Source organism: Flavobacterium sp. Root935, assembly GCF_001429295.1.
GTDB lineage: Bacteria > Bacteroidota > Bacteroidia > Flavobacteriales > Flavobacteriaceae > Flavobacterium.
Map to the genome: position 1 here is coordinate 237,322 of NZ_LMJL01000010.1, position 14,842 is coordinate 252,163.

The 14,842-nt window shown below is 31.7% G+C and carries 15 protein-coding genes; 6 read left to right on the plus strand and 9 right to left on the minus strand.

Translation table 11 applies throughout. From position 1 onward, the window contains the following. Positions 1–13 precede the first annotated feature (13 nt). Positions 14–922: a 16S rRNA (cytosine(1402)-N(4))-methyltransferase RsmH gene (rsmH, locus tag ASE40_RS11955; RefSeq protein ID WP_198530118.1), complete on the minus strand. Its 909-nt coding sequence runs from the start codon at positions 920–922 to the stop codon at positions 14–16. Beyond that, the gene (gene mraZ, locus ASE40_RS11960) at positions 897–1,370 is read right to left on the minus strand and encodes a division/cell wall cluster transcriptional repressor MraZ (protein WP_057117195.1); all 474 of its coding nucleotides are present in this window, start codon (positions 1,368–1,370) and stop codon (positions 897–899) included. Before mraZ ends, rsmH begins: the two co-directional genes overlap by 26 nt. A gap of 377 nt (positions 1,371–1,747) precedes the next feature. Here mraZ and ASE40_RS11965 point away from each other — a divergent pair, with 377 nt between their 5' ends. Continuing rightward, positions 1,748–2,512 carry an alpha/beta fold hydrolase gene (locus tag ASE40_RS11965; protein ID WP_057117196.1) on the plus strand — a complete coding sequence of 255 codons (765 nt, stop codon included), beginning with the start codon at positions 1,748–1,750 and terminating at the stop codon, positions 2,510–2,512. Between the two features lie 43 nt (positions 2,513–2,555). Beyond that, positions 2,556–3,188: a ribosome biogenesis GTP-binding protein YihA/YsxC gene (gene yihA, locus ASE40_RS11970; RefSeq protein ID WP_057117197.1), complete on the plus strand. Its 633-nt coding sequence runs from the start codon at positions 2,556–2,558 to the stop codon at positions 3,186–3,188. A gap of 929 nt (positions 3,189–4,117) precedes the next feature. Here yihA and gldC read toward each other — a convergent pair. Both gldC and gldB read right to left on the minus strand, forming a co-directional pair. Next, entirely contained in the window at positions 4,118–4,456 is a 339-nt protein-coding gene (gene gldC / locus ASE40_RS11980; RefSeq protein WP_057117199.1) for a gliding motility protein GldC, read from the minus strand. Then, complete coding sequence (gene gldB, locus ASE40_RS11985; protein WP_057117200.1) at positions 4,456–5,412, minus strand: gliding motility lipoprotein GldB; 957 nt, start codon at positions 5,410–5,412, stop codon at positions 4,456–4,458. Before gldB ends, gldC begins: the two co-directional genes overlap by 1 nt. A gap of 100 nt (positions 5,413–5,512) precedes the next feature. Here gldB and nadE point away from each other — a divergent pair, with 100 nt between their 5' ends. Then, positions 5,513–6,319, plus strand: coding sequence for an NAD(+) synthase (gene nadE, locus ASE40_RS11990; RefSeq protein WP_057117201.1), 807 nt, complete (start codon positions 5,513–5,515; stop codon positions 6,317–6,319). A gap of 93 nt (positions 6,320–6,412) precedes the next feature. Further along, positions 6,413–7,042, plus strand: a complete 630-nt coding sequence (locus ASE40_RS11995; protein WP_008467169.1) for a response regulator transcription factor — start codon at positions 6,413–6,415, stop codon at positions 7,040–7,042. Positions 7,043–7,140: 98 nt separating this feature from the next. Here ASE40_RS11995 and dnaG read toward each other — a convergent pair whose 3' ends face one another. The 4 genes from dnaG to ASE40_RS12015 form a co-directional block, all read right to left on the minus strand. Next, entirely contained in the window at positions 7,141–9,207 is a 2,067-nt protein-coding gene (gene dnaG / locus ASE40_RS12000) for a DNA primase (protein WP_057117202.1), read from the minus strand. A 128-nt stretch (positions 9,208–9,335) separates the two neighbouring features. Then, positions 9,336–10,364: a hypothetical protein gene (locus ASE40_RS12005; protein WP_057117203.1), complete on the minus strand. Its 1,029-nt coding sequence runs from the start codon at positions 10,362–10,364 to the stop codon at positions 9,336–9,338. A gap of 113 nt (positions 10,365–10,477) precedes the next feature. Further along, positions 10,478–11,218 (minus strand): hypothetical protein, encoded by a 741-nt coding sequence (locus ASE40_RS12010; protein WP_057117204.1) that lies wholly within the window; start codon positions 11,216–11,218, stop codon positions 10,478–10,480. Further along, on the minus strand, positions 11,205–11,765 hold the full coding sequence (locus ASE40_RS12015; protein ID WP_057117205.1) for an RNA polymerase sigma factor: 561 nt from the start codon (positions 11,763–11,765) through the stop codon (positions 11,205–11,207). Before ASE40_RS12015 ends, ASE40_RS12010 begins: the two co-directional genes overlap by 14 nt. Before the next feature lie 301 nt (positions 11,766–12,066). On the opposite strand from ASE40_RS12015, the gene ASE40_RS12020 reads away from it, so the two are divergent. Together ASE40_RS12020 and ASE40_RS12025 are read left to right on the plus strand one after the other, a co-directional pair. After that, entirely contained in the window at positions 12,067–12,678 is a 612-nt protein-coding gene (locus ASE40_RS12020) for a hypothetical protein (RefSeq protein ID WP_057117206.1), read from the plus strand. Between the two features lie 126 nt (positions 12,679–12,804). Further along, complete coding sequence (locus ASE40_RS12025) at positions 12,805–13,701, plus strand: hypothetical protein (RefSeq protein ID WP_057117207.1); 897 nt, start codon at positions 12,805–12,807, stop codon at positions 13,699–13,701. A 4-nt stretch (positions 13,702–13,705) separates the two neighbouring features. Here ASE40_RS12025 and ASE40_RS12030 read toward each other — a convergent pair whose 3' ends face one another. After that, positions 13,706–14,683, minus strand: a complete 978-nt coding sequence (locus ASE40_RS12030; RefSeq protein ID WP_057117208.1) for a polyprenyl synthetase family protein — start codon at positions 14,681–14,683, stop codon at positions 13,706–13,708. Between the last annotated feature and the right edge of the window lie 159 nt (positions 14,684–14,842).

Here is a 14,842-nt window from a genome sequence, read left to right on the forward strand (position 1 = left end):
ACCTTAATATATATTATATCTTTTCAGCAACTCTTAATTTGGCACTTCTTGCTCTATTATTGATTTTGATTTCCTCATTATCTGGAACAATCAATTTTCCTATTGTTTTAAATGGAACTGAAAAATTTCCGAAAAAATCTCTTTCTGGTTCTCCTTCAAACATTCCGTTTTTGATAAATCTTTTTACCAGACGATCTTCTAAAGAATGATAAGAGATTACAGAAAATCTTCCTCCTGGTTTTAAAACCTCCAATGACTGCTCGATGAATTCTTTCAAAACATCCATTTCCTGATTTACCTCAATTCGAATAGCCTGATAAATCTGGGCCAATATTTTATTTCGAACTTTCTCTGGTAAATATTTCTTCAAAACATCTTTTAATTCGTCTGTCGTTTTGATCGGATAATCTCTTCTTGCCTCTACAATTGTTCTTGCTAAAACTGGTGCATTCTTCAACTCCCCATAATCAAAAAAAACACGACGTAAATCCTGTTCTTCATATTCATTAACCACTCGATAAGCATTCAAATCATTTTTTTGACTCATCCGCATATCTAGTTCGGCATCAAATCTGGTTGAAAAACCTCTTTCTGGAACATCGAACTGATGTGACGAAACTCCTAAATCTGCCAAGATTCCGTCTACCGATTTTACTCCGTGAAAACGTAAAAATCTTTTTAAAAACCTAAAATTCTCATTTATCAAGGTAAACCTTTCGTCTGGCAATGCATTTGCAAGTGCATCTTCGTCTTGATCAAATGCAAACAGCCTTCCGTTTGGCCCTAATCTTTTTAAAATTTCTTTTGAATGACCACCGCCTCCAAACGTAACATCTACATACACACCATCAGGTTTAATATTTAAACCATCTACTGTTGGATGAAGCAAAACCGGATTATGATATTCCATTGTCGTCGTCATTAATATTTCCCATTACTTCTTCGGCTAAATCTGCAAAATCCATATCTTCGCCGCTTATTGATTTTTCGTATAAATCTTTATCCCAAATCTCCACAATATTAACCGCAGATGAAAAAACCACATCTTTAGAAATACTTGCAAACGTTACCAAATCTTTTGGAATAAGCAGTCTTCCTAATGCATCAACCTCAACCACTTTAACACCAGCAGTAAACCTCCTAATGAAATCGTTATTCTTTTTTACAAAGCGATTAAGCTTGTTTATTTTTTTCATCATCGCATCCCATTCTTCCATTGGATACAATTCTAAACACGGCTGAAAAACAGAACGCTTCAAAACAAACCCGCTTTGAAGAGAAGCCGTCAATTGCTTTTTCAAAGGTGCAGGCATCATTAGCCTCCCTTTAGCATCGACTTTACATTCATATGTTCCAACAATTGTGTTCAAAAAAACTAGTTAACATGTTATACAGCAAAAATATAAAAAATATTACCACATTTTACCACTTTATACCACTTTGTTAATAAGTTTAACCACATTGGTACCACTTTCTATAATTAACAAACAATCAATACATTAACTATTAATTAACAGATTAATAAATACGTTATTCATTCGAAAAAATAATGCGCTAATTTTCTTAAAAAATTGATTATAATGCAGATTTATTAACATTTTAAGATTTTAACAAAACATGCATTAATTACTGGTTTTTAACGGATTAGAAATTCTACCGAAATTATCTAGTTAAAAAATGGCAGCAAAAATTCATTTTTATTTATTTAACCCTATATTTGTCGAAATTGAAATTGGCATTAGATTAGATGGACAAACACTACAAAAAAGAAGGCAAATACAGCTATTTTGAAGCTGGAGAAGGTACACCTATCGTTATTCTGCATGGGTTAATGGGAGGTCTTAGTAACTTTGATGGTGTAGCACAATATTTCCCAACAAAAGGATATAAAGTTGTTATCCCGGATTTGCCAATATATACTCAAAGTATTTTAAAAACTAACGTAAAAAGTTTTGCCAAGTACGTAAAAGATTTTATTACTTTTAAAGGATTTGACAAAGTAATTCTTCTGGGAAATTCTTTAGGAGGACATATCGCATTGTACCACACAAAGCTTTATCCCGAAAAAGTTGCTGGACTTGTAATCACTGGAAGTTCTGGTCTTTACGAGAGTGCAATGGGAGACAGTTACCCTAGAAGAGGCGATTACGAATACATCAGGAAGAAAGCTGAAGATGTATTTTATGACCCAAAAATTGCAACTCCTGAACTTATTGATGAAGTTTACGCAACCGCTAATGACCGCATCAAATTAATTAAAACTTTAACAATTGCTAAGAGTGCAATTCGTCATAATATGGCTAAAGATTTACCAAAAATGGATGTAGAAACCTGCATTATTTGGGGTAAAAATGACTCTGTAACGCCGCCAAATGTTGCAGAAGAATTTGATAAATTATTGCCAAATTCAACTTTATATTGGATTGACAAATGTGGACACGCCGCTATGATGGAACATCCTGATGAATTTAATGAAATTCTAGAGAAATGGCTCACTGAGCAGAAATTATAGCCTCTGACTTTCGATTTTAAGAAGGTTTTAAAAAACAAAATACATGAAAATTAATAGCGCCGAATTTATTATCAGTAATTCTGATGCTTCAAAATGCCCAGCTGAGTTTCTGCCGGAATACGCATTTATAGGCCGATCAAACGTAGGTAAATCATCGTTGATAAACATGATTACCAACCATAAAAATTTAGCAAAAACATCTGGAAGACCAGGAAAAACTCAATTAATAAATCACTTTAAAATCAACAATAATTGGTTTTTAGTCGATTTACCAGGTTACGGTTATGCTAAAGTTTCAAAAAAAACTAAATCTGTTTTTCAGCAGTTTATTACTGATTATTTTGAAAACAGAGAACAACTTGTTTGTGCTTTTGTTTTGATTGATATTCGCCACGAAGCCCAAAAAATAGACATTGAATTTATGTCTTATATGGGAGAAAGCGAAATTCCGTTTTGTATTATTTTCACTAAAGCTGATAAAATCAGTAAAGTAAAAGTAGACTCTCATATTGCTGCTTACAAAAAACAAATGTACGCCAACAACTGGGCTGAAATGCCGCAATATTTCGTAACCTCATCTACAGAATCAATCGGAAAAGAAGAACTTTTGTCTTACATTGATGAAGTAAACCAAGAGGTTTTTAAGAACAACAGCGGATTTTTAAATTCTATTTAAAACATCAATTCTAAATATTTAAACTCCAAATTCCAAAGTATTAAAAATGGAATTTGGAGTTTTTTTATTATTAGTCATCAGTTTTAGAAAATTAGAGAATATCTTTCAACTTGAATTCCTTAGCATTCCTTTTATATCTTAAAACTTTCCATTCTTTAAATATTAAGAATTGATACAAGATGTAAAACAAAGAATTAAAAAACCAAAAATCAAGTACAAATGGTTCAGTAAAAATTACTGAATCGGTATTACCACTCAAAAAAATACTTAAACTGCTGATAAGGTAAATTATCAATCCATTAGAGAAATACAAATAATCTAGTTTAGCAATTCGAATATTTTGTATCACAAAAGTAAGTGCATATACAATCAGTAACACTGAGGTAACACCAATTTCAAACAAATTAAACTTCCAGTAAAGATCTGGTTTTCTGTAATATTGTATCGCCAATAAAATTAAAACCAGTACAAGAAAAAAAAGTACTGTATTTTTCAACCTAACATTTGTAAACAAAGTCCAAAAGAATATACTTAAAGCAATAAATTGAAAAATAAAGTAGTAATGGGAAAGGAAAAAATTTGATCCCGGTCTATAAAACCCAATAATATTACAGCACAATTCCTGCACAAATAAAAACATCAGATAAACCGTAATTATGAAATACTGGACATCTTTGTTTTTTCGCGTCGTATAAAAAAGAATGCTATTTAACAACAAAAAAAATAATCCGACAAGACTTACTAGAAATGGGAACAGCATACAATCTAATTTTACCTTACTAAAGTAATCTATAAAAATAAACCTCCTTAAAATTTTTGATTAATTTTATTTTAAAAGCGAAAGAAGATCCCTTAAAGAGGAAATAAAAAATCCCAAATTCCAATTTTTAAAGCTTGGCATTTGGGATTTCTTTTTTTTATTAGAATTTTTATTGTTTTGTCAGCTCCAATTTTTCAGCGAAATAATCACAGAAATCTTTCATGGTGTCAGACATTTTTTCATCGTCTGTAGCACGTTTAAAAGTATCTGACATTGCTACTAGAGTCTGGTGGAAGAAAATCTTCATTTCGTCTACCGGCATATCTTTTGTCCATAAATCGATACGCATTGTTTCTTTTGCTTTACTGTCCCAAATAGACAACATTATAGCTTTTGCTTCTTCAGCGTTAACTCCGCCATCTTGAGCGCTCCAAGTTAATTTTTCGGGAACGCGGTTTTCGTCTAATTCTACGTTGAATTTAATCTCTGAATTTATTGTGTCTGCCATTATTTCTTAGGTTTATATTTTGATTTTTCGAAAATTTCTTTGGGCTGAACTTTAAATAATTCAGCTAAAGAAACATTATTATTTTTCATATAAGAACGCACCATCTGCCACCCAATCCAAGCGCCTACACGGCCTGGAGAATCGTTGTCTATTTCCAAATAAAATTTAGAAAAAGGAGCTGGTGTCATAAATCGCGTCGTCAATTTTGGATCATCGCTGTACAGCATTTCATTTTCTATAAAATAACGCCACATATAGGCTTCATTTTCTTCACACCATTTAATCTGCTCTGGTGTATAACCCATTTTTTCTGCATCTGTATAATCTGGAAGAAGCAGGTCTTTTGCATAAAGCTGTTTTCCTTCAAAAACCATTTGAGCCACTAAACTCCTGTCTGGTAAATTTGGGATATTTCGGTAAGAAAAACTCGAAACTACATCTGGCATAATCTGTCTTTCCTCAAAATTCTGTTTTAAATAGTTTGGAAATTCATAAAACTTATGATCTTTCCCCAGATAGAGTTCTAAAGCTACAATTACAAGGCTATCTGCATAAATTGCTTTTGCACTATAATCCATCTCACCAATAACTGTAATGACTTTTGGAATTTTAGTTTTAGGGAAATAATATTTTACGTGTTGAAAAAGAGCATCAAACTCTTTACGAACTGGTTCAAAATTGCTGTATTTTTTTTGTACCTCTTCATAAACTTCCTTCCAGATCGGATCGTTCATTTTCTGCAGCCAAATATTGTCATCATTGCCGGCAGGAAAGAAAAAAGGATATTGTTTTTTCACCTTTGCAAGATCTTGAGGTTTGGTCTCAAAAAATACCTTATCAAAACGTTCTACTTTTATATCAACGGGAATTTCTTCTACTTCTTTTTCAACCTTAGATTTTTGATCGCAAGACAAAAAAAACAGGCACAGAACCACTGCAAAGCGATAAATTTTCATTTTATTTTAATTAGATTTGTGTTACCAGAATTTAAAGTAAATGTATACTTTGAAATAATTCTGCAAATATACATCCCTGCATTTTAAAACTTAAACTATTATGGCTAAAAAAAGTACAATTCAGACAGAAAAAGTAAATACGCATATTGTAGAGTGGTTAAAAAATTATGCCAATAACGCAAAAGTAAACGGTTTTGTAATCGGAATCTCTGGCGGTGTAGACTCTGCGGTAACTTCAACTTTATGCGCGCAGACAGGACTGAAAGTATTGTGTGTAGAAATGCCTATTCATCAGGCAGAAAGTCAAGTAAGCAGAGCAAAAGAACATATTGAACAGCTAAAAAAGCGTTTCCCAAATGTTTCTGATGTTCAAACTAATTTGACTGAAACTTTTGAATCTTTTAAAAATGCTGTTCCCAAAACAGATGATGATGCAAAAGTAAGCTTAGCATTGGCCAATACACGCGCTCGTATAAGAATGACTTCTTTGTATTACTTAGCTGGTCTTCACGGTTTACTAGTTGCTGGAACTGGTAATAAAGTAGAAGATTTTGGAGTAGGTTTTTACACTAAATATGGAGATGGCGGCGTAGATTTAAGTCCGATTGCCGATTTAATGAAATCTGATGTTTATGCATTAGGAGAATTTTTAGAAATTCCGCAGTCAATTTTAACAGCAGCACCTACAGATGGTTTATTTGGAGATAATCGTACCGATGAAGATCAATTAGGGGCAAGTTATGATGAACTCGAATGGGCAATGTTAGCCGCGGAGTCAGGAAAAACGGCAGATGACTTCGAGGGGAGAGAAAAATCTGTCTTTGAAATTTATAAAAGATTAAACACCAGCAACAAGCATAAAATGGACCCAATTCCGGTGTGTACTATACCAAAAACGTTAAAATAATTTTTTTTAACATTTGTCTGCAATTAATTACAGAATTTATTTATTAATTTTACAGTTCCAAAAACATGAACAATTCTAAAAAAGGTAAAAATTATGATTAAAGTATGTCTAGCAGACAATCATCCTGTGACGCACTTTGGCGTTAAGTCTTATTTTAAAGACCACGATCAAATTTCAATTGTTGCCAACGTAGGCAATTTTTCAATGGTTAGAGACATTCTTCAGACGAAGGAGATCGACATTTTAATTTTAGATTTAGAATTAGAAGGTCTTTCAAGCATCTTTGAAATTAAATCTATCCTAAAAAATTTCCCAAAAACAAAAATTGTTATTTTCAGTGATCTTGCTGAGCAAATGTATGCTCCAAATGCAATTAAAGCAGGAGTTTCCGGGTATGTACACAAAACAGAAAAACTAGAAACACTAGGACATTCTATTATTAAAGTACACGAAGGAAAAATTATCATCAACGAAACAGTACGCAAAAACATGGCTCTTATTGCGAAACAAAGCAAAAGCGAGCGTCTGTACAGAAAACTTTCAAATCGCGAGATCGAAGTTTTGCGTTACTTAAGTGATGGAAAGAAAAACAATGAAATCTCTAAAATCTTAAACCTGAACGAAAAAACGATCAGTACTTACAAACTGAGATTATTGACTAAATTAAATGTTACTAATTTAGTTGACTTAGTAAATAAAGCGAAGACTTTAGAAATTATTTAATTACAAATCGAAGATCTTAATTTTTATTTTTTAAGTAAATCGGAAATCTTTATAAAAACTCTATCTTTTGATTCATCATTAGATAGAGTTTTTTTCTTTTAATGATATGGCACTACTACTCGCCCTAATTTCTTAGAAAAATTATTTAATAATTTAGAATAATCCACAACCATACTCAAAACTTCAGAATTATCTTCCTGCGGATTTGTCAAAAGAGAATTTTTCAATTCTGCAATAATTCCAGATACCAAATACCATCGCATTGAAAAAATAGTTTCAGAAACATTTTGTTCTATGGTTTCGCTTTTATGTTTTGGATAAATATTCTGACCTTCCCAATTATGAATGGTAACTCTTTCGTCTTCCATTAAAATATTGGTTACTTCCTGAGCAAATTCGGGCTGTAAATGCATCAAATATTTATCTAAACTAAAAGTCTCATTTTGATTGTAGAAATCAATTATATTGTTGTAAATATTTTGAAATAATGTATTCGACAATTCTACCTCATCTTCTTGTAGACTTAAATACACTTTTTCAAATACTTTATATTCTCTTTTTTCAGAAACCTCTTTTATGTTTCCTTCATCATCTGTCTTTAAGAAAACATCTTCGAAATTTTCGACCACACTTCCGTACAAAAGAAGAATTTCAATAATTTTTCTTTCAAAGCCGTATAAAATATTTACCTTTTCTGCTGGTGCTTCTGGATAATAACCCGGTTCTCCAGGATAATCATCTGGCGGTCCGGTTCTTGGGTCTTCTGGATCACCTCCTGAAAATCCTGCATTTTTTGGAGGCTGATTTCTATGAACTTCAAAAGGCTTTTGATCCTGTTTTTGTTTTTTGTTCGCTTCTGCAATATCTTTTTGAATTAACTGCGCCAGCGTACTTACCAAAACCTGCTCCGAAATATCCATTATTCGTGCACATTCCTGAATATATACTTCTCGCTGAATACGGTCTGGTATTTTAGAAATACTCGTAACCATATCACGAATCAGGTCGGCTTTTTTGATTGGATCATTTTTAGCTTCACCCATCAAGATCGAAGCTTTAAACTGTATAAAGTCTTTACTGTTTTCTTCTAAATAAGCAACTAATGCATCATGCGAATTTTTACGCGCAAAACTGTCTGGATCTTCTCCGTCAGGAAAAGAACAAACCCTAACATTCATTCCTTCTTCCAAAATCAAATCGATTCCTCGAATTGACGCTCTTAAACCTGCAGCATCTCCATCAAAAAGTACTGTAATATTTCTAGTCAGACGATTTATCAAACGAATCTGGTCTGGCGTTAAAGCTGTTCCTGAAGAAGCCACAACGTTTTCAATTCCTGCTTGATGAAACTGAATTACATCGGTATAACCTTCAACCAAATAACAATTGTTTTGTTTGGCTATAGATTGCTTGGCATGATAAATTCCGTAAAGGACTTTGCTTTTATGGTAAATATCACTTTCTGGCGAATTTAGGTATTTTGCCGCTTTTTTATCATTGGTTAAAATACGTCCGCCGAATCCTAAAACACGTCCCGACATACTTTGAATTGGGAACATTACACGTCCTTTAAAACGATCAAAAGGACGGTCTTCTCGGGCAATTGTTAATCCTGTACTTTCTAAAAATTCTAATTTATATCCTTTTCCAAGGGCTTCTTTCGTCAAAGCATCCCAAGTTTCTGGAGAGTATCCTAAGTTGAACTTTTTAATCGTTTCATTGGTAAAACCTCTTTCTTTAAAATAAGATAAACCAATTGCTTTTCCTTCTTCACTATTGAGGAGAACATCCTGAAAATATTTGGCCGCAAATTCAGAAACCAAATACATACTTTCGCGGATGTCTGTATTTGCTTTTTCTGCTTCTGATTGTTCTGTTTCTTCAATTTCGATATTATACTTTCTGGCTAAATAACGAATGGCTTCTGGATACGTAAACTGCGAATGTTCCATCAAAAATTTAACAGAGTTGCCACCTTTTCCCGTACTAAAATCTTTCCAAATCCCTTTTGCCGGCGATACCATAAACGAAGGAGAGCGCTCATCTGAGAATGGACTCAATCCTTTGAAGTTACTTCCTGCACGTTTTAAATTCACAAAATCGCCGATAACCTCCTCTACTCGAGCAGTTTCAAAAACAGAATCTATGGTATTTTGTGAAATCAAAGTCTAATATATTTTTAAAGTTGAGAGCTTGTAAAAATACGCAAATCCTATTTGAATTTTAATCATTTTTAAAACAAAAAAGCATCTCGTTTGAGATGCTTTTTTTACTAACTAAACGACCAATTCTTTTAGTTTAAATCTACTCTAAGTCCTAACGAAATGTTATTCTCTTTGACTAAATTATTCTGAAATAATGGATTTAAATCGTATTTAAAATATAAACTCAATTCTCTATAACCGATATACGAACTCAGACCGTAAATAAAATTATTTACATTGTAATCGCCTTTTATTGTGGTTTTATATTTTAAATCTTCGTCTTCAAATTTTAAAATCTGTTTTGACTTTACATTGATTCCCGCATAGCCTCCAATTCCAAAACGGAAACTTCTATGTGTTTTAAAATAAGTTTTTCCGTTGCTTTCTACTGGTCTTGAAAAATCAAACTCTAAATGTACAGGCGCAACCAAATAGACATTTCTAAAACGAGATTCATTTAAATTAACCGAATTCACTTCCAGATTAGTCTGATCGCCATTTACAACAAAACTCCTGTTGTCTGTCGGACGGATATTGTTGTACATTAATGAAAGTCCGTATTTGGCATGAAGCAGATTATCATTTTTCAATAATCTTGAGTTATACGTAAAACCCCATTCGTAAAAATGCGAACCGATAAAACTGTAATTGGAATCCTGAAGCTTTCCATCGACCATCATATTATTCAATCCCATTGCAAATACAAATTGAGAAGTGGTTCTTTTTTCGCCGTGGATAGAATCTTTGGTGTCTTTATGAGATTTCCAGCGAATCATATAGACTTTAGAAGAATCTTCTTTTATCTTTCCATCTACTTTTTTCTGCACCAAATCATTTAATTCATTTTGTGCCAAAGTAATTTTTTCTTCAATAATTACAGCTCGAGCTTCTGCAAGTTCTTTTTTGCGTTTATCAGCCTGTTCCTGCGTAATTTTACCTTCAGATAATTGAACATTTACAGCTTCAACTTCTTCTTTTAGAGCTTCTTTCTCTTCTTTAGTAATTTTCTCAATTTTATTAGCGATTCTTTTCGCTTCAGATTCAAAAGTTTCCTGCCCCATTACTTTGCTTATCAGTAAGAAAAAGAATAGAATGAAATAAATAGTAATATTTTTCATGATTGATTGATTTTAAAAATGATTGATGATTGATTTTTAATTATTAATTGTTGATTGTTAATGGTTAATTTTTTGATATGAATTTGATATTGAAATTGCCATTGTCATTGCCTTTATTCTTTTTGATTTCTATTTGATAAAGCAACTTTGACATCTTGAAAGTTCTTGTTTACTTTTGTAATCATTTTTTCTCTAAAAGAAAGCTCTAATTCGCCGTCTACCTGATTCAGTAAATCGCTCGCATTGATTTTTACTTTAGCTTTTTTAGTTGAACTTTCTGCTAAAACTTTATTTTCTGCAGTTTCTAATAACTGATCTACATTGGAATTTTTAGCATTCTCTGTAATTAAGACTTGATTGCTGGCTGATTGTTTTTCTTGATTGTTTTTGATGATGACTGAAGACTCCGCTATTTGATTTGATTCATTTTTATTGGTTTGATTTAAAATTTGATTGTTTACTTTTTCTTGTTTTGCTAAAGCCTTTTCTGAAACTTGTCTTGAAGCTCCTTCTGCGATTGTAGTTTCAGTTTTAATAGAATCTATATTATTTACAGCTGGTTTTGTAACTGATTCTTTTTGGATTTCCTTTTCAACCACTACTGTTTTTGGAACTTCAACTGCGTTTTTATTTTGATTGAAAAACAGAGTTCCCACCAATAGAAATCCGATAAAGCTGGCAGCGATGTACAACCATTTTCTTTTCGATTTTTTATTTGAGTCAATCGTAATTGGTTTCTTCTCTTCTGCTACACTCAACATTGCATCCAATCGATCCCAGGCTTTATTGCTTGGTTCAATTTTTCGCTCGTTTAGCTTATCACGGAAATCCTTTTCAAAATTATTCGGTTCCATTATCTTGTTTTTTTAAAATAGTAATTTGTGTTTGCAGCATTTTTCTAGCGTGCGATAACTGCGATTTTGATGTTCCTTCATTAATTCCTAACATCTTGGCAATTTCATTATGTTTATAACCTTCGATTGCGTATAAATTGAAAACCATTTTATAGCCATCTGGCAGAGCGTCAATTAAATATTGAATCTGTTCTACAGTAAACTGGCTGTCGATTTCATTAAAACTTTCTTCTACAAAAAACTCATCTTCGGCAAATTTTACTTTTTTCTGAACTCTCAAATACGAAATGCATTCATTAACCATAATTCGGCGGATCCAGCCTTCAAAACTTCCTTTGTGTTCAAAGTTTTTTAAATTCGTAAACACTTTCATAAATGCTGTTATCATTACATCTTCTGCCAATTGAATGTCTTTTATATATTGACGACATACACTTAACATTTTTGAAGAAAACTTACTGTAAATCTGCTGTTGGGCCTGACGATTGTTTTCGACAGCCAACTTTATGATTTTGGTTTCTTCTTGATGTAAATGAATAATTTTCATTTATATGCTTTTGGTTTTTGGTTTGTTTTTGGTTTTAGAAACAGACTTCTATTAGCATAGACGATTGTCGATTTGAAATGGTTGCATGAGAGTAAAAAAAAATAAAATTTTAAATTCCAAATTCGAAAAATTGGATGTATTCTTTTATTTCATGCATTGTCAAGCTCACATAAAAACAAAGAAAATCAAAACAATAGCTTCGTTTACTATTAATTTGAAATCTTTTAAAATATTTTCTGTTTCATTTATACTTTTTTAACAATTTGTAAGTTTTATTTTATAAAATAAAAATAAGACCCGCATGAAAATTAGCAGAATTATACTAAGCATCATTATTCTAAACATATCTTGTTCTGATATTAAAAAAAATAAACCAATTCAAAGTACAGAAATTGACTCAAGCCATGATACTGTAAAGAAAGCATTAGAAACCGCATATACTTGGGACATTCAAAAGACAGATAAAGGAACGTTGATGTTTTTAGATGTTGGATATCAACATGATGAAAGCTCACAAGAAGAAGAATTTTTAACATTGACAGTTGCAAAAAATAAAACAAAGCAACGACCTGAATTTATAAATATTATTCTTCCTAATAATATTGAGAGGTCAAATGGTGTCCTTATTGCATTTGGTCAATATTCAGATAAAGACAAAAATCCAGAAGTTAAGTTAATAGATGATATCAAAGTTAAAGTAGAATTCAAGGATTGTAATAATGAAGATTGTACTGCCCGTTTGCTTGATGGTTTCGCAAGTAAAGAAGATGGGCAAAAAGAAGACATTTTTAATGATTTTCTTAAATATAATTTCTTGTTTTTACTTTTTACATATCCAGACGGAAGTCATAAATCAGTAATGATTCCACTAGCTAATTTTAAAGAGCAGTTTAGAAAGATAGACAACAAATAAGATTTAAATAAAATTGAGATTTATCTAAAGTAATTAATATTTCAACTTCAATTTTCTTTTTATAATCCAAATTATTCAAAATCTTATTTTGTAAGTTTTATTTATAATTTACTTTGAACTTAAATAATGATCAAAAAAATCTACATCATAACTCTTTTCCTAATTTGTTCCTGCCAACAAAAGAAATTTGAACAAAAAGAAAATACGAAAATAGATTCTACATCTAAAGAGCATAACACTTCAGAAGAAAATATTGAAGTGGATTCTAAAAAATTTATCGGTACAAATTGGTTCAAAGTTTTTAAAACAGATACAATTATTGCCAGTGAAATGTACTGGAAAAAAATAATTGAAAAAGATTCATTAATTAAAATATTTAAAGCTGACTTTATTAACTCACCTCCTTTAAAAGATAAAATGATAATTTTCTTGCAAGAGGGAAAAGATCATAAATCTTTAATAAATGAAAATTACTGTAAAATGATATCTGAGCCTGAGCGGGCAGTTTTAGGATATTTAACACTTCTTCACGGTACTTTAAACTATTGTTATTATAATAATGCAGTCAATAAAGAATTTACAATGAGAAGCGCTATAAACTTAGACAATGAGGACAATATCAATTTAGATAACAAATATCCTGAAAGATTTAAATCTTATCTGAGATTTTGGTTCCGAAATGACTCAAATTCATTAGAAAAAATAAATGATGATTATTCTTCAACAGCAATTTTCTTTGGACAATCTGTCTATGATTACTTTTCTAAAATCAATTTGACAGTAAAAGGAAATAAGATTTATGCCAAATTTAATATTAAAGGTTTTAACAGAGATATTTGGGAGAGCTTTCGTACTGAAGAAATTATTTTTTTAGTAGATAAGGACAATATTAAGGTAATTGACAAGAAAGAGTTAGAAGAAGAATTTGTATATTTTTATCCTAATGGAAGTGGTATAGAGCCTCCATCTGGTTATAAAAATAATGGAAAAGGAGAATATTATTTAGTCAATAAAAGAAAATAAATATTTACTTCTTCCTCTCAATAACATAATTCACCATCAAAGTTAGCGCCTCTTTATACTCAGAATCTTCGAAGTTTTGAAGCAGAGAAAGTGCTTCCTGCTGGAATTGCACCATTTTGTCTTCGGCGTAAGCCAAACCATTGTTATTTTTTACAAAGGCAATAACTTCTTTGACGCGTTTTTTGTCTTTGTTGTGGTTTTTGATGGAGTTTATCAGCCACTTTTTTTCCTGCGGAGAACAAGTATTTAAAACGTGAATTAAAGGCAATGTCATTTTTTGCTCTTTAATATCGATTCCGGTTGGTTTACCGATGGCTTCTTCACTGTAATCAAATAAATCGTCTTTGATTTGAAAAGCCATTCCGATCAGTTCACCAAACTTTCGCATGTTTTCTACCTGAGCGTCATCTTCTATTACAGCTTTCGCGCCAAGCGCACAACAAGCTGCAATAAGTGTTGCGGTTTTCTTTCGAATAATTTCGTAGTAAATATCTTCGGTAATATCAAGTCTTCTTGCTTTTTCTATTTGAAGCAATTCTCCTTCGCTCATTTCGCGAACGGCAACAGAGATAATTCTCAGTAAATCAAAATCACCATTATCAATAGAGAGTAATAAACCTTTAGACAATAAATAATCTCCAACCAAAACGGCAATTTTATTTTTCCAAAGCGCATTGATAGAGAAAAATCCACGGCGGCGATTACTATCATCCACAACATCGTCATGTACTAAAGTTGCGGTATGAATCAGCTCAATTACTGAAGCTCCGCGATAGGTTCTTTCGTTTACAATACCGCCAGAAACCATTTTTGCAGTAAGAAAAACAAACATCGGACGCATTTGTTTTCCCTTACGGTTCACGATATAATAAGTGATTCTGTTTAGTAACGCAACCTTCGAAGTCATCGATTCATGGAACTTTTTTTCGAAAAGTTCCATCTCGTTAAAAATAGGCTGCTTTATTTGAGACGTAATATTCATTTAGACTTCAAATATACTATTTTAAATAAAAATACGTTGTGTATTTTAGGTTAGGATTATAATATTTTATGTCTTAATCTAAATATTCCCACCAAAAATAGCTCTAACTAATACTGATTTGAATTCATTAATTTAAAAGAAGAACCCAAAACTATTTAT

Bases quoted from the DNA above. Each gene is read 5' to 3' on its own strand.
- rsmH (WP_198530118.1), bottom strand. From the start codon at position 922: ATGACGACGACAATGGAATATCATAATCCGGTTTTGCTTCATCCAACA.
- ASE40_RS11965 (WP_057117196.1), top strand. From the start codon at position 1,748: ATGGACAAACACTACAAAAAAGAAGGCAAATACAGCTATTTTGAAGCT.
- yihA (WP_057117197.1), top strand. From the start codon at position 2,556: ATGAAAATTAATAGCGCCGAATTTATTATCAGTAATTCTGATGCTTCA.
- gldC (WP_057117199.1), bottom strand. From the start codon at position 4,456: ATGGCAGACACAATAAATTCAGAGATTAAATTCAACGTAGAATTAGAC.
- gldB (WP_057117200.1), bottom strand. From the start codon at position 5,412: ATGAAAATTTATCGCTTTGCAGTGGTTCTGTGCCTGTTTTTTTTGTCT.
- nadE (WP_057117201.1), top strand. From the start codon at position 5,513: ATGGCTAAAAAAAGTACAATTCAGACAGAAAAAGTAAATACGCATATT.
- ASE40_RS11995 (WP_008467169.1), top strand. From the start codon at position 6,413: ATGATTAAAGTATGTCTAGCAGACAATCATCCTGTGACGCACTTTGGC.
- ASE40_RS12005 (WP_057117203.1), bottom strand. From the start codon at position 10,364: ATGAAAAATATTACTATTTATTTCATTCTATTCTTTTTCTTACTGATA.
- ASE40_RS12010 (WP_057117204.1), bottom strand. From the start codon at position 11,218: ATGGAACCGAATAATTTTGAAAAGGATTTCCGTGATAAGCTAAACGAG.
- ASE40_RS12015 (WP_057117205.1), bottom strand. From the start codon at position 11,765: ATGAAAATTATTCATTTACATCAAGAAGAAACCAAAATCATAAAGTTG.
- ASE40_RS12020 (WP_057117206.1), top strand. From the start codon at position 12,067: ATGAAAATTAGCAGAATTATACTAAGCATCATTATTCTAAACATATCT.
- ASE40_RS12025 (WP_057117207.1), top strand. From the start codon at position 12,805: ATGATCAAAAAAATCTACATCATAACTCTTTTCCTAATTTGTTCCTGC.
- ASE40_RS12030 (WP_057117208.1), bottom strand. From the start codon at position 14,683: ATGAATATTACGTCTCAAATAAAGCAGCCTATTTTTAACGAGATGGAA.